This is a genomic window from Cupriavidus sp. D39 (assembly GCF_026627925.1).
Taxonomy (GTDB): Bacteria; Pseudomonadota; Gammaproteobacteria; order Burkholderiales; family Burkholderiaceae; genus Cupriavidus; species Cupriavidus ulmosensis.
Genome location: NZ_JAPNLE010000006.1, coordinates 13,155 through 27,114, shown reverse-complemented (window position 1 = coordinate 27,114; position 13,960 = coordinate 13,155). Strand labels below are relative to the sequence as shown.

15 protein-coding genes and 6 pseudogenes are annotated in these 13,960 nt (G+C 62.3%); 14 read left to right on the top strand and 7 right to left on the bottom strand.

The genetic code is table 11. The features are described 5' to 3' along the window. Positions 1-162 precede the first annotated feature (162 nt). Positions 163-384: pseudogene (locus OMK73_RS04230) on the top strand (LLM class flavin-dependent oxidoreductase); the annotation flags it as partial. 53 nt (positions 385-437) lie between these two features. Then, a pseudogene (locus OMK73_RS04225) lies at positions 438-593 on the top strand (CoA transferase); the annotation flags it as partial. A gap of 234 nt (positions 594-827) precedes the next feature. On the opposite strand, the gene OMK73_RS04220 reads toward OMK73_RS04225, so the two are convergent. Next, positions 828-1,664 (bottom strand): SDR family NAD(P)-dependent oxidoreductase, encoded by an 837-nt coding sequence (locus tag OMK73_RS04220; RefSeq protein WP_267601330.1) that lies wholly within the window; start codon positions 1,662-1,664, stop codon positions 828-830. A gap of 360 nt (positions 1,665-2,024) precedes the next feature. On the opposite strand from OMK73_RS04220, the gene OMK73_RS04215 reads away from it, so the two are divergent. Continuing rightward, complete coding sequence (locus OMK73_RS04215) at positions 2,025-2,870, top strand: tripartite tricarboxylate transporter substrate binding protein (protein ID WP_267600924.1); 846 nt, start codon at positions 2,025-2,027, stop codon at positions 2,868-2,870. Positions 2,871-3,136: 266 nt separating this feature from the next. Here the strand turns inward: OMK73_RS04215 and OMK73_RS04210 are convergent, their stop codons facing one another. The 3 genes and pseudogenes from OMK73_RS04210 to OMK73_RS04200 form a co-directional block, all read right to left on the bottom strand. Beyond that, complete coding sequence (locus OMK73_RS04210) at positions 3,137-3,298, bottom strand: hypothetical protein (RefSeq protein ID WP_267601379.1); 162 nt, start codon at positions 3,296-3,298, stop codon at positions 3,137-3,139. A 113-nt stretch (positions 3,299-3,411) separates the two neighbouring features. Further along, positions 3,412-3,717: pseudogene (locus tag OMK73_RS04205) on the bottom strand (LysR substrate-binding domain-containing protein); the annotation flags it as partial. Continuing rightward, positions 3,717-4,019, bottom strand: coding sequence for a LysR family transcriptional regulator (locus tag OMK73_RS04200; RefSeq protein WP_267600923.1), 303 nt, complete (start codon positions 4,017-4,019; stop codon positions 3,717-3,719). The gene OMK73_RS04200 and the pseudogene OMK73_RS04205, both read right to left, overlap by 1 nt. A 111-nt stretch (positions 4,020-4,130) precedes the next feature. Here OMK73_RS04200 and OMK73_RS04195 point away from each other — a divergent pair. After that, positions 4,131-5,194: pseudogene (locus OMK73_RS04195) on the top strand (LLM class flavin-dependent oxidoreductase). Here the strand turns inward: OMK73_RS04195 and OMK73_RS04190 are convergent. Further along, positions 5,145-5,489, bottom strand: a complete 345-nt coding sequence (locus tag OMK73_RS04190) for a hypothetical protein (RefSeq protein WP_267600922.1) — start codon at positions 5,487-5,489, stop codon at positions 5,145-5,147. The pseudogene OMK73_RS04195 and the gene OMK73_RS04190 sit on opposite strands and share 50 nt — an antisense overlap. Beyond that, complete coding sequence (locus tag OMK73_RS04185) at positions 5,486-5,608, bottom strand: hypothetical protein (RefSeq protein WP_267600921.1); 123 nt, start codon at positions 5,606-5,608, stop codon at positions 5,486-5,488. The genes OMK73_RS04190 and OMK73_RS04185 overlap by 4 nt, the downstream gene beginning before the upstream one ends. A gap of 39 nt (positions 5,609-5,647) precedes the next feature. Here OMK73_RS04185 and OMK73_RS04180 point away from each other — a divergent pair, with 39 nt between their 5' ends. Further along, the gene (locus OMK73_RS04180) at positions 5,648-6,001 is read left to right on the top strand and encodes a flavin reductase family protein (RefSeq protein WP_267600920.1); all 354 of its coding nucleotides are present in this window, start codon (positions 5,648-5,650) and stop codon (positions 5,999-6,001) included. Between the two features lie 164 nt (positions 6,002-6,165). After that, positions 6,166-6,294: pseudogene (locus tag OMK73_RS04175) on the top strand (CoA transferase); the annotation flags it as partial. 447 nt (positions 6,295-6,741) lie between these two features. Here OMK73_RS04175 and OMK73_RS04170 read toward each other — a convergent pair. Continuing rightward, positions 6,742-7,428 (bottom strand): annotated as a pseudogene (locus OMK73_RS04170) (transposase); the annotation flags it as partial. A gap of 882 nt (positions 7,429-8,310) precedes the next feature. Between OMK73_RS04170 and OMK73_RS04165 the strand changes: the two are divergent. From OMK73_RS04165 to catC, 8 genes are all read left to right on the top strand, one after another. Further along, entirely contained in the window at positions 8,311-9,201 is an 891-nt protein-coding gene (locus OMK73_RS04165; protein ID WP_267600919.1) for an MBL fold metallo-hydrolase, read from the top strand. Positions 9,202-9,213: 12 nt separating this feature from the next. Next, positions 9,214-9,609, top strand: coding sequence for a LysR family transcriptional regulator (locus tag OMK73_RS04160; protein ID WP_267600918.1), 396 nt, complete (start codon positions 9,214-9,216; stop codon positions 9,607-9,609). Beyond that, positions 9,582-10,124 (top strand): LysR substrate-binding domain-containing protein, encoded by a 543-nt coding sequence (locus tag OMK73_RS04155; RefSeq protein WP_267600917.1) that lies wholly within the window; start codon positions 9,582-9,584, stop codon positions 10,122-10,124. Before OMK73_RS04160 ends, OMK73_RS04155 begins: the two co-directional genes overlap by 28 nt. Positions 10,125-10,375: 251 nt before the next feature. Beyond that, positions 10,376-11,074, top strand: coding sequence for a 3-oxoacid CoA-transferase subunit A (locus tag OMK73_RS04150; protein WP_267600916.1), 699 nt, complete (start codon positions 10,376-10,378; stop codon positions 11,072-11,074). A 5-nt stretch (positions 11,075-11,079) separates the two neighbouring features. After that, positions 11,080-11,742 carry a 3-oxoacid CoA-transferase subunit B gene (locus OMK73_RS04145; protein ID WP_267600915.1) on the top strand — a complete coding sequence of 221 codons (663 nt, stop codon included), beginning with the start codon at positions 11,080-11,082 and terminating at the stop codon, positions 11,740-11,742. Between the two features lie 89 nt (positions 11,743-11,831). Continuing rightward, positions 11,832-13,118, top strand: coding sequence for an MFS transporter (locus tag OMK73_RS04140; RefSeq protein ID WP_267600914.1), 1,287 nt, complete (start codon positions 11,832-11,834; stop codon positions 13,116-13,118). Between the two features lie 79 nt (positions 13,119-13,197). Further along, a complete protein-coding gene (locus tag OMK73_RS04135; protein WP_267600913.1) occupies positions 13,198-13,530 on the top strand; it encodes a 4-methylmuconolactone methylisomerase in 333 nt (110 codons plus the stop codon). Positions 13,531-13,622: 92 nt separating this feature from the next. Further along, positions 13,623-13,898: a muconolactone Delta-isomerase gene (gene catC, locus OMK73_RS04130; protein WP_267600912.1), complete on the top strand. Its 276-nt coding sequence runs from the start codon at positions 13,623-13,625 to the stop codon at positions 13,896-13,898. Positions 13,899-13,960: the final 62 nt, after the last annotated feature.

Below are 13,960 nucleotides of genomic sequence, written 5' to 3'. Positions count from 1 at the left end.
GATGGCGGAACAGGCAGGTATCAACACCGCCTGGTACGCCGAGCACCGTTTCAACAACTACTCGCTCTCCACCCTCCTCGCTGATGATGGTGGCCCACGCCGCCGCCAAGACCCAACGCATCCGCATGGGCACCGCAGTGTGTATCCTGCCTGTATCACCCGGTGCGTTTCCTGGCCGAAGTGGGCTTCGTGGATACGGGATCGAACGGCCGCCTGGACCTGGGCGTGAGTTCGGGCTACCAGCAGGTCGAGTTCGAGCGCTTTGACTTGGACATCACTGAATCTGGCGCCATCTTCAATGAATTCCTTGACGTCATTCCCAAGGGCCTGACGCAGAAGATCTTCGAGCACGACGGCCAGTTCCTGAAAATTCCGCCCAGTTCGATCGCCGTGCGGTACGTGCAGGAACCGATGCCGCCGCTGTGGATCACCTCGGGCAACATCCGCACACAGCTCACCGCGGCATGGTGGTGGAAATGGCGGATGCCTATCGCGGGCTGGGCGCACCGGTCAAGCTAACACGCACGCCGGCCACGTACCGGTTTGCACCGCTGATGCCGGGGGACGGGTTTCTGGCGGAGAGAACGCAGTAACTGCCGGTAGCGGCCGACCTGCGTCTCGCTGTTCGGAAAAATACAGCAGACGCGGATCCTGGTAGGGCGACGGATGGATACCGAGCTAGCCCTGACCTGGAATCTTGTCAGCAATGCTCGTTGTAGGCGAGGTGCCGGGCACCGCCCCAAATGGAGGCATAGGGAAAGATTGCCAGTGGTGGAACAAATGTGTCAGGAGGCGCCAAGGACGGGGATCCTGGCCCCCGACTACCGTCACATGATCTCGCCGCCGTTCGGACTCAGCACCTGGCCCGTCATGTAGTCGGCGTCCGAAGACGCCAGAAAGGCGACCACGCAAGCGATCTCCTCTGGCAACGCCCTGCGCCCCAGCGGCACGCGACGCCGCACCTCCTCCTCGTACGACGGGTTCGTGCTCAGACCCGCGCTCATCGGCGTCTGCACACGCCCCGGCGCGACGGCATTGACGTGGATATTCCACTCGGCAAACTCCCGAGCCCATGCGCGCGTCAGGCTGATGATGGCGCCTTTCGCCGCCGCATAGACACTGCCCCGCCGATGCGATCCGAATGCGGTAATCGACGACGTATTGATGATCTTGCCACGCCCGCGCTGTTTCATGCCTGGCAGCACGGCCCGGGTGCAAAGCATGGCACCCTTCACCGTCACGTTGAACATGCGGTCGATCGCGGCTACGTCAATGTCCTCGAACGCAGGCATGCCGCTGGCGATGCCCGCGTTGTTCACGAGAATATCCACCGTTCCCAGTTCCTTCTGCGCTGCCGTGAACGCCTGCTCCACGCTAACCGCGTCCGAAACATCGGCGATGCACGCCACCGCCACGCCACCGGCCTGCTGAATCAGCGCTACGGTCGCTTCGGCGCCGGTGACGTTAAGGTCGTTCACGATGATGGCTGCGCCACGCGCGGCCATGACGACACTGTTGGCCCGGCCAATGCCAGAGCCAGCGCCGGTGACCAACGCCACCTTACCTTTCAATGCCTGCATTGCTGTTCCTGATCCGATGGGGGAGGCGCGGCCATGGTAGCAGCAGGTGGCCTTGATCCACTCCCCACGTTTTGTGCAGAACACATTCAAGGTTATTGCAGGAATGTTCCTGAATCATCCTCGCTAGAATCTCTGCACGCTCCTTGCAGAGGGCTTCAGAACACCGCGCCAGATTCAACGCGGCGCGTTGGCCGTGCGCGCGGCACGGCATTGAGAGCGCAGGCGTATGCCAGCCTCTCGTACCGGGATGGATCGCCCACCCGGTCAAATCGATAAAAAGACACTGGAGACAAAGCCATGAATCACTCGCCCACGCGCCGACGCACCTGCCTTGGCGGCGCCGCCCTCTTTGCCTTGCAATCGTGGCCCAATCTCGGCGTAGCGGCGACCGGCTGGCCGAATCGTCCCATCCGGCTGGTGGTACCCGGGCCGGCGGGGGCCGGCATGGACATCTTCGCGCGGCTGATCGCGGCGAACCTGAATGGAGCGCTGCGCCAGCCAGTGGTGGTGGACAACAGGCCCGGGGCCAACAGCCTCATCGGCATCGATATGGTGGCCAAGAGCCCGGCAGACGGCTACACCCTGCTGATCACGCCCTCATCGGCCATCGCGATCAATCCCATCATTCAGCCCAAGATGCCTTATGACGCGTTAAGAGATCTGGCGCCAGTGGCGCAGGTTGGCGCTGCCGGCATCCTGCTGGTCGCGCATCCGTCCACCGGTTTCAAGAACCTCGCCGATCTGGTGCGCTATGCCAAGGCCAATCCCGACAAGCTGGCCTACGGCTCCTGGGGTAATGGCTCGACGGGCCACCTTGTGATGGAAGCCATCAAGACACACTACGGCCTGTCGATGCAGCACATCCCCTTCAAAGGCAGCGCCCAGCTTGTGACCGATCTGCTGTCGAAAAACATACTCGTCGGCTTCACCGATATCGCCTCGCCAGTGCCACACATTCGCTCGGGGAAACTGGTCGCACTCGGCTGCACCGGATCGGCGCGAGGGCCGGCCCTGCCAGATGTGCCCACGCTGACCGAACAAGGCTATCGCTTCAATAAAGATGGCTGGTACGGCGTCTTTGCCCCGGCCCGCACGCCGCCGGAAATCGTGCAACGGCTGAATCTTGAGATCAACCGTATTCTGGCCACCGAGGAAGTGGTGCAAAAATTCGCGCAGCAAAACATGCCGCGCCCAGTGACAAGAACCGTCAGCCAGTTCACAGCAACGGTGCGGGACGACATTGATGCCTGGCAAAGCCTTGCGAAGGTAGCCAAGCTGGGGATCGATTGAGTGGGCGATTAGCGGGACGGAGCGGCCAGGCGACTTCCCTTTGGCATCAGTCTGGCAAGGGCCTGACTCTGCCAACTCGTCGTTTTGAATGACGACCGATAGCGTGGTGCCCGGCGGTACCCTTACCGTTTCACTTGGGGGCGAGGACGAGGCAGTTGATGAGTATCAGGGCAATTCCTCTTCGCGTGCGAAATGGAGGCTGGCGATCGCTCAACTTCCGAGGCGGCCTATCGGCTTGCCATCCTGAAGGTCGGCCGGCATACGGCTTATGCGCTGCAGGGCATAATTACGATCTTGGCCGGGATCATGGTCGTGTTCAGGATCGTCGCATAGATCCCTTCCTCGAAGGTGGTGTTGGTGACGCGGAACTCCGGCAGGAGCCGCACCATCGTGCCGCGCGAGATATCGGTTCTGGATCGTGTAGCCATCGAGCAGTGCAATGCCCTCGCCCAGCCGCGCCAGTTTCAGCAGCGCGACACCGCTGTTGTGTGACATGCTGGGGCTTGAAGTTCACTCCCTCGACGGCCTCGCCGCGCTTGAAGTGCCAGCTGTAGTGACTCCCCGGCAAGAGATGCGCCATGCAATCGTGATGGAGGATGTCGCCCGGCTGCGCGGGTGCCGGCTGGCGTTCCAGGTAAGCCGGCGAGGCCACCAGGTAGCGCTCGCTCCGGTACAGGATGCGCCGCTTGAGCCCGGCCTCTACCGCCGGTGAAATCCGGAAATCGATGTCGAAGTTGTTGCGCCGCAGAGCCGTCTTGGCCTTGGAAAGCACCAGTTCGATATGAATGTCCGGGTACTGTTGGCGGAAGGCGGCCACCAGCGGCGGCAGCACTCCAAGCCCCAACATCATGCGCGAGTGCACGCGCAGTGTGCCCTTGGGGGCGCAGCGCGGATCTCGGTGATGTTGCGGTGCGCCTGGTTGATGTTCCAGAGGATGCCTTCCAGTTCCCGCGCATATTCCTCTCCCGCCTCGATCAGTACCACGTGGCGCGTGGAGCGCATCAGCAGCTTCACATTCAGCTCGTTCTCGAAATCGGTGATCATGCGCGACACGGATGTGGCCGACACGCCGAACTGCCGCGCCGTCTCGGCGAAACGCACCGTCTTCGAGATCGACAGAGAAAGCTCCACGGCGCGAAGCCCGTCCATCATTCCTCCAATTCTTGCAGTACAGAACGCCGCCTTTCCCCTATTCCGGCCACCTCCACCCGGCACCTAAAATTTCCTTACAAATTCATCGAGTATTCTTTAGGAGACACCATGGAATTCGGCGTATTCATCTTGGCCCAGCAGCGAGGCTATCACCAGACTTCCCGGGAAGTCATCGGCAACTCCATCGAGCAGACCGTGATGGCGGAACAGGCAGGTTTCAACACTGCGTGGTACGCCGAGCACCATTTCAACAACTACTCGCTCTCCCCTCCCCGCTGATGATGGTGGCCCATGCCGCTGCCAAGACGCACCGCATCCGCCTGGGCACGGCGGTATGTATCCTGCCGCTGTATCACCCGGCGCGTTTCCTGGCCGAGGTGGGCTTCGTGGATACGGTGTCGAACGGCCGCCTGGATCTTGGCGTGGGTTCGGGCTACCAGCAGTTCGAGTTCGAGCGCTTTGGCGTGGACATCACTGAATCTGGCGCCATCTTCAATGAATTCCTTGATGTTATTCCCAAGGGCCTGACGCAGAAGATCTTCGAGCATGACGGCAAGTTCCTGAACATTCCGCCCAGCTCGATCGCCGTGCGCTGCTTGCAGGAACCGATGCCGCCGCTGTGGATCACCTCGGGCAACCCGGTCACGCTGGCGCGCGGCGTGCGCGAGAACCACAACCTCTTCGTGACGGCGCTGCTTAACGGCAACGACGCCATCGCCGGCCTGCGCAGCCGCCTCGAGAAGGTTGCCGAGGACAACGGCAAGGACCTCGACCGCGACGTGAAGTTCGGCTTCCTGCGCTGCGGCTACGCCTCCGACAACAATGCCGAGATCGACGCCTACTTGGATTGCGCTCGCTTCCAGCGCCGCATTTCCGAGAGCCTCAAATTCCGCCGCGCCCAGAGCGACGACGGCTACATGGTCAAGGAAGTACCGTCCGAAACCGACCCGACCTTCGATCAGCTGCGCAAGAACCTACCGGTAGGTTCGGTCAACGAAGTCATTGACAAGCTGCTGGAGGAAATCAGCATCCTGCGTCCCAAGCACATCGCGCTGCAGACCCAGCTCGGCGACTTCGACCAGAAGACGATGCTGAAGCAGATCGAGCTTTGGGGCGACCGCATCATCCCGGCCATCCGCAAGGAGGTTGGCGGCCTCCGTATCGCAGCCTGAGGACGATGCCATGCGTATTCACCTGACCAATGCCGGCGCCATTACGCTGCGCGAACCGGCAGAATTCAAGCGACTGGACGTACTGGTCGATCCGCAGCCACACGAGCGGCTGGAGCGCGCCATAGCCCGCATCGGGCGGCGCGAGGATGAGCGCCACCTGCGCCTGGCGCCGTCCGTGCTGCGCTTCCTGTCCGGCCACGCCGGCGATCCGGCGTGGGAGTCCGGCTTTTCGGCCATGGTGGGCTACGCGGCCCGCCACGGCTGGGTGGACGAGCGCGGCGAAATCCGTGCTCACGTCACCGTCAACGAAAACGACGAGGTCGTGTCGGTCGACGAGTTCAAGGCCGCCATGCGCGCGCTGCCTGCGGGCATCAGTGCCGTCACCACCGGCAGCGGCGAGGATGTAGCCGGCATCATCGTCTCCAGTCTGACTTCGGTGTCAGCCTCCCTCCCATGGTCGGCTTCTTCGTGCAGCAGGCCGCCTCGGCACACGGTGCCCTGCTGCGCACCGGACGCTTCGTGGCGAACGTGCTGGGCGAAGAGCACCACGCGGTCATCGACGACTTTCTCAAGGCTCCGCAAGGGCCTGCGCGATTCGCCACCGGCCAGTGGCGCGAAGGCGACCACGGTCTGCCCGTGCTGACGGATGCGCTGGCCAGCATCGAATGCGACATCGTCTGCACCGAAGTCCTCGGCACGCACGACCTGATCGTCGGGAAGATCCGCAAGACCACCTGTAACCAGGCCAACCCGATCATCAACTTCAACGCGAGCACCCACCGCATCGCGCCGGCACGGCTGCAGTAGAATCAACTCAACCCGCATCCCGGCCCCGACGTCGGGAGAAGACATTGGCGCTCGCCGAGCCTGACGGCTACACAATGACGTTCGGCTCGGCGCTGCTGCCTGTCATCAACATGTGTCCCGACCGTCAAGTCCACGCCGACGCGCAGTTCCACTGAAGGCATACCATGTCACGAACAGGCAAAACTTCCGGCGCAATCGCCGGCATCCGCGTGGTAGACCTCGGCGGCTCCTACTGCGGACAGATCCTTGGCGACCACGGCGCCGACGTGCTGAAGATCGAGCCGCCGCAGGGCGGGCTAAGGCAGGCTAAGGCCGGTTGAAGATTGGGGCAAGTTTTGGCGATTAATTGCATTTTAGCAATCAGGCAGACGCTCGCAACACTTGGTGTTGCAGATCGCTTCTATGATGAGAATTGAGTCAAGGTTTTTCGCTAAAAATGGTCCTCACTAAACTTTGCTCAAGGGCGACACGCGTCGTGTTGCTGTCAGTTTCAAGTTCCGGGTCATCATTGCGTGAGGCCCCTGATCGCCATCACAAACTTCTATCCGCCGGATGTTTCCGGCATAGTCCTGCATGCGCGTAGCGCGTAGAAGACACGGATGCGACAAGCCCCATCTATTAGTGTCGGTCGCTTAGCAACCAGCGATCTGCGCGGGCCTGTCTGCTTTTAACTTTGCTACGTAACGACGAATGGAGCAATTTAATCCCTACCCTGTCACCAATTGTTGAACTGTCTGTCTCTACCCTCCGGTTCTTGCGTGCTTCAGTACCGCGCCCTCGGGTATGACCCCGTGCTCAAGGTAGCGCCACAACGCGATGACGAGCCGCCGCGCCACCGCGACGATGGCAATACGTTTGCTCCGCTTGTTCTGCGGATTGCCCAAGGTACGCTGCGTGAACCACCGCGCGATCGCGCTGTCGGGCTGATAGCGCAGCCAGAGCCACGCCATCTCGATCAGCAAGGAGCGCACTCGCCGGTTGCCCTGCTTACTGATTCCCTGGTCAACCCGGCTCTCACCGCTGTCGTAGGGCTGAGGCACCAGACCGACACAGGACCCCACTTGGCGCCGGTTATCAAAGTGTCGCCAGAAGAGCTCGAGTACGAGTCGGGTAGCCCCCACTGGACCGACCGCCCTGAGTCGTTGGAGGTCGGCGATGCGTTTCTGTACGGGTTCCGGCAATTGTTCGATCAATTCTTTTTCGAGGTCGGCAAATTGCTGCTCAGCCAGGGCCAGGCGCCGGCACTCCCTGGTTAGTCGCGCGTGCAGCTCTGGCGGCAAGGGCGCGCCATCATGGCAGCAAAACTCTCCCATCGCGAGACGCGTTGCGACGTCGCCATTGACGTCCTGCCAGCAGCCCACCGTGCGCAGCAATTTGCGTATCCGGTCGCGGTGCTGCATCGCTTCCTTTTGTAGCTCGCCCCGGCGAGTGCTTTCAATGGTGATCTCCCTGGCGCGAAGATCGTGGCGTGAACGCGGATCGCCAGAATACCCCCAATTTTTCCGACCTTTTGCACGGTCATACGCATGGCTCCACCGAAATATCACCCTCCCCGTCCGCCCTGCCCGGCCAGCAATAGAATTTCGCCGACACCGGCTCGGCGTAGCCCGCGTTAGCTGAATTAATGATCCGCCGCGCCGCATTAGCGGAATCGTTGGACATGGACAGAAAGTGGCGTTGCTCTTGCACAACGGCAAAAAACGCCACTGAACGGCCGTTTCGCCGTATAGATCAAAGGTTTACAGCCATGTGATCGCTAGCGGATATAGCGGTCACCGCTAGCGGAATTAACGATCTGCAACAACAGCTCCAGCCGTCGCGACGGTTCAGCCCTGCTAGCAGACAGACGCGGAGGGTATGGGTTTCGGTGCGTGGCGATCTGGACTCACCGCGATTCATCAACGGGATCGGTCGAATGAAGTGGATACGCCACACTCACTTCTGGGTGGTAGCCTGCTCGTGCAATACCCTGCAGGTATGGGTTGAGACAATATGGGTCTTGGACGTCGGAAATGTTGCGACCCATACTCCGACGAATGTCCGAACGTGTCCAGCGGTATGAATGCGGCGACGCGGTGAAGCGGTACGCATCCATCGGGTCCCATCCTTGTCGAACCTCTGATCATGATCATTCGGCCGCCCCGGCACTTTTCCAACGAGGCACCGCACGCGCCGTTGTCGGGCATCTGTCCCCTGGCATGACGACGCCTGAAAGCCCTCTTTTGAAATGCGAAATTGGCGCGGCGATGGAGATCGCGGATGCTTGACCCCTGCCAAAGCCGCCTACAAGAACCAAGGAGACAACGCACATGATGCAATCGCGCACCGTCGGCGACCTGAAGATCACCCGCATCCTCGAGTACATGGGCCCAACGCATGATCCGGCCTTCCTTTTCCCCGACATCGACCGTGCCGTGCTCGACGCGAATGCGGACCTAATGGCGCCGCACCACTGGATCCCGCACATGAACAGGCTGATTGTGACCATCCAGTTCTGGGTCGTACACGCCGGTGACAACATCATCGTGGTCGATACCGGCGTGGGCAACTTCAAGCCGCGCGCCGGAATCGCGCGCATGAACATGCTCAACACCCTCGTGTGCGAATGGATGATCGCGGCCGGCGCTCCACCGGAGAAGGTCACCCATGTGGTGATGACGCACTTGCACGCGGATCACGTCGGCTGGAATACCACCTGGCACGATAACCGCTGGGTACCGACCTTCCCCAATGCACGCTACTACATCCCCAAGGATGACTTCGTTTTCTGCGACGAGGGCCGCAACAAGGAGCCCGGCGTGGTGGACGTGTTCGGCGAGTCATTCTTCGACAGCGTGATGCCGGTGGTCAGCGAAGGCCTCGCCGAGATGATAGTGCCCGGACAGGAGGTCGCCGGCTGCCTGCAGGTGGAGCCGGCAGCGGGCCACAGCCCTGGCCAAGTGGTGTTCCGCGTTCGTTCCCAGGGCGAGGAAGCGATCTTCTGCGGCGACATCCTGCACAGCCCGCTGCAGATCGTGCGCCCGGACGTGAACTCCGGCTACTGCATCCGTCCCGACCTAGCGCGCGCCACACGCCTGGCCTTCCTCAACCGGGCGGCTGACCGCGAGGCGCTGATCCTGCCGGTGCATTTCGGCGATCCCTACTGCGGCTACGTCAGGCGCCAAGGCCAGGGCTTCCGCTTCGAGCCGGCAAGCTGGTAGCGGCTGGGCAGCATGGCCGTTCCCTTCGACATCACGGATTTCCGCCTCTTCGTCAACGTGGCGGAAACACGCAGCCTGACCCGCGGTGCGGAGCGCTCCTTCCTTTCCTTGCCGGCGGTCAGCAACCGCATCAAGAACCTCGAAGACACGCTGGGGGTCCGCCTGCTGGAGCGCTCGCCCCAGGGCGTGACGCTGACGGCCGCCGGCGAAGTCTATCTGCAGCATGCCCGCGTGGTGCTTGCCGAGCTGGAGCGGCTCACGGGGAACCTCCAGCCTTTCACGGCGGGCCTTTCCGGGCAGCTCAAACTGGTGGCCAACACCACGGCCATCACCGAGTACCTTCCCCGGTCATCGGCGACTACCTCGCCACCCACCCTGATGTGCGCATCGACGTGCGCGAACGCCTGAGCGACGACATCGTCCGCCTGGTGCGCGAAGGCGGCGCGGACCTCGGTATCATCTCCGGAAATGTGCCCACCGCGGGCCTGCAGGCAGTGCCTTTCGTCAAGAGCGCGCTGATCCTGGTGGCGCCGCTCGGGCATCCTTTGCTGGCAGAGGGTGACGTCTGGTTCGAGCAGTCGCTGGACTACGCCTTTGTCGCGCTGCTCGAGGGCAGCGCCTTCCAGGTGTTCATGACACGCGCTGCCGGCGCGTTGCACAAGCCCATGACCATTCGCGTCCATGTGGCCAGCTACGATGCCATCTGTCGCATGGTGGCCGCCAACGCAGGCATCGCCATCATGCCCAAGGCCGCGTTCGCGCGCCTCAAGGGCGACCAGCGCATTGGCGCCTGCAACCTGCGTGATGACTGGGCGGTTCGCACATTCCAGGTCTGCGCACGCGATCTGGATGGCCTGTCCAGCTTTTCCCGCAAGTTTGCCAACCAGCTGATCGCCCGGTACGCGCCGGGCCGCAACGGCTGATCGCGGAAAGCGGATCCTCCGCGCCCTTCCCTTCTTGCCTTCCGCCCATCCGCTGGCGCCCGCTCGCGCAGCTTTGCCGTTCTGCAGTCGACGAGCGCCCCGGGACGCAAATCGCATCACCTCATGGAAAACACTTGCCTGCGCTCGCCCCACGCCTTAACCCAGCGCTAAGGGCGCTTGCAAAAGCTGAAATTGTGCGCGCTCGGGTCGCGTGGCAACCTAGATTCAACAGACAACATGCGAAGCGAGACATGATCAACAAACTCTATGGAACGGCGCGCGAGGCCGTGAATGACGTCCCCGACGGCGCCACGATCGCGATCGGAGGATTCGGCGGCGCCGGCATGCCCGACGAACTGATCGACGCTCTGATCAAGCAGGGCGCCAGGGAACTGACAGTGGTCAGCAACAACGCCGGCAACGGCGACACCGGACTGGCGGCTCTGCTCAAGACCCGCCGCGTGCGCAAGCTGGTGTGCTCCTTCCCGCGCCAACGCGATGCGTACGTATTTGAAGAACTGTACCGCGCCGGCCAGATCGAGCTCGAAGTCGTGCCGCAAGGCACGCTGGCCGAGCGCCTGCGCGCCGCCGGAAGCGGCATCGGCGCCTTCTACACCCCCACCGGTTACGGCACGCTGCTGGCTGAGGGCAAGGAGACACGCCAGATCGACGGTCGCGGCTACGTGCTCGAGCACCCTCTCCATGTCGATGTCGCGCTGATCAACGCCGCGGCGGCCGACCGCTGGGGCAACCTCATCTATAACAAGACCGCGCGCAACTTCGCGCCCGTCATGGCGATGGCGGCAAGCCAGACGATCGCGGCCGTGGCTCGCGTCTGCGAACTGGGCGAGTTGGACCCCGAGGACGTCGTGACGCCCGGGATTTTCGTTAGCCGCGTGGTACTGCGCGACGCCGCAGTCGCGCGAGCTGAAGTCATGCAGGCAGGGTGAGAGCGATGGACCAAGTGGCAAGACACCTACTGGCCGCGCGCGTGGCACGGGACATTCCCAACGGATCCTATGTCAACCTCGGAATCGGCCTGCCCACACTGGTAGCCAACCACCTGCCCCGGCACCGCGAGGTCATCCTGCATAGCGAAAACGGCGTGCTTGGGCAGTGGTCGGCATCCGAGCCGGGCCAGGAGGACTGGGACCTGATCAACGCCGGCAAGGAGGCGATCCGCCTGGAGAAAGGCGCGGCATTTTTTCACCATGCCGACGCCTTCGGCATGATGCGCGGCGGCCATCTCGACATCTGCGTGCTCGGTGCATTTCAGGTATCGGTGCGAGGTGACCTGGCCAACTGGCATACCGGCGCGCCTGGTGCCATCCCCGCCGTGGGCGGCGCGATGGACCTGGCCATTGGGGCCAAGCGCGTGTTCGTCATGATGGACCATCTAACCAAGGACGGCACCAGCAAGCTGCGCCGCCAGTGCAGCTATCCGTTGACAGGGGTCGCCTGCGTGAGCCGCGTGTACACCGAACTCGGCACGTTTTCCATCGGTCCCCTTGGCGTGTCGGTCATCGAGATCATCGGCGACATGTCACCGCAGACGCTCCAGTCGGTTACCGACGTGGAACTCGATTTCACCACCATGGTAAGAGCCGAGTACGCCTAGCATTGGGCACGAAAGCCGGCGCCTGGCGGCTACCCGCGCACAAGCGTCGGCGAATCATAGAGAAAGACAGAAAGAAACAGGAGACAACCATGCTAACTTGGTACAAGACTGGGACACCCCAGCAAAAGAAGACGTTCTGGGCTTGCTATTCGGGCTGGGCGCTGGATTCCTTCGACATGCAGATGTTCAGCTTCCTGCTGCCCGCCCTGACGCTCGCGTGGGGCCTGACCAAGGCGGAAGTTGGCGTGCTCGGCACCGTGGCGCTGATCGTTACCGCCATCGGCGGCTGGGGTGCTGGCATCCTCAGCGACCGCTACGGCCGCGCGCGCATCCTGGTGCTGGCGATCATCTGGTTCACACTGTTCGGCGTACTCGCCGGCTTCGCCCAGACCTATCACCAGCTCGTGGTCGCCCGCACGCTGCAGGGCCTGGGCTTTGGCGGTGAATGGGCGGTCGGCGCGGCACTGATGGCAGAAGTGATCGACCCCAAGCACCGCGGCAAGGCCATGGGCTATGTGCAATCGGGTTTCGCTCTGGGCTGGGCGTTGGCGGTCGTCCTGGCCACGCTGCTGCTGGCCTGGCTTCCGCAGGAGATTGCGTGGCGAGTGGCATTCTGGAGCGGCATCATCCCGGCGTCGATCGTGCTGTTCATCCGGCGCCATATCAAGGACGCGCCGATGTTCGAGCGCGCACGGCAGAGCCGCACACGGCCTGCTTCGCTGGCCTCGGTGTTTAACCGCAAATACGGGCGTTCACTCATCCTGTCGAGCGTGCTGGTGATCGGCCTACAGGCTGGCTGCTATGCCATCCTGGTCTGGCTGCCGTCTCTGCTCAACCAGCGGGGAGTCGCCGCCACATCGATGATCGTCACTGTCTTCATCATGGCCTTCGGCTCGTTCTGCGGCTTCGCGGTGGCGGCCGATCTTTGCGATCGAATCGGGCGGCGCCCCACGTTGATCCTGCTGTCGATCTGCGCGTGGGTCGTCACCGTCAGCTATATGCTGCTGCCGCTGAACACCACGCTCACCGCGATCCTGGGTTTCTTGGTCGGTTTCTCGGCAATCGGCATGTTCGCCGCCCTCGGGCCTTTCCTCAGCGAACTATTTCCCACCAATGTGCGTACAACGTGCATGGGCTTCGCTTACAACGTGGGCAAGTCGGTAGGCGCTGGCTCCGTCGTCGGCGTCGGTGTGCTGTCCAGCCATATCGGCCTGGCCAATGCTATGGGCACATTCTGTCTCGTGGCCTATGCCTTCGCCGTGTTCGGCATACTGCTGCTGCCCGAAACGCGCGGCATCGCCATCGAGAACATCGGCGAAGAGGACGATAACTATGAGGTAGGGCCACTGGCCGACTCAGCGCGGGCGCATACCTGATGAGCGGTGCGATCCCGGCAGGGAGCGCAGAACCTAGAATCGAGCCAATTCAGAACCAAGAGGAGTCAACATGATTCGCATGCTGTACCTGCTGGTCAAGCCAGAAGGCATGTCCAACGAAGCTTTCCGCGCGGAATGCCTGCGCCACTACGAGATGTCGCACGATGTGCCGGGCCTGCACAAGTATGAGGTCCGCCTCGTCGCCGAGCAGCCAACCGACACCCACGTACCCTTTTTCGACATCGGCCGCGTCGACGCCATCGGCGAATGCTGGTTTGAGAACGAAGCTGCCTACGCGATCTATATGGCATCCGACATCCGCAAGGCGTGGTTTGAGCACGGCAAAACCTTCATCGGCCAACTCAAGCCCTTCCGTACCGCGCCGGTCACCGGCAATGACACCGCTGGCTGAGCGCCCATCCGCCGGAAACACCACAAGCAGCAGAGCCGCGCCGATACGCGGCCGGCCTCGCCCGCCCTACATTCAACAGACAAGGAGACATCATGCTTTACTGCGTTCAGATGGACGTGAAATTCCCAGACTCACTTCCGGCAGACCGCGCCGACGCCATCAAGGCTGCCGAAAAGGCCCGTGCTATCGAAATTCAGGAGGCTGGCAAATGGCCGCACCTTTGGCGTGTGGTGGGCCGCTATTCCAACGTCAGCATCTTCGATGTGGAAAGCAACGATGAATTGCACGAGCTGCTGTCATCGCTGCCGCTGTTTCCCTATATGGCCATCCAGGTTACGCCGCTAGCTCGCCATCCGTCGGCGATCTGAAGACTCGGCGGTCGCTTCATGCACGGGCGGCGTCGCCGCGTCACTGAGCGGCCGCCAACTGG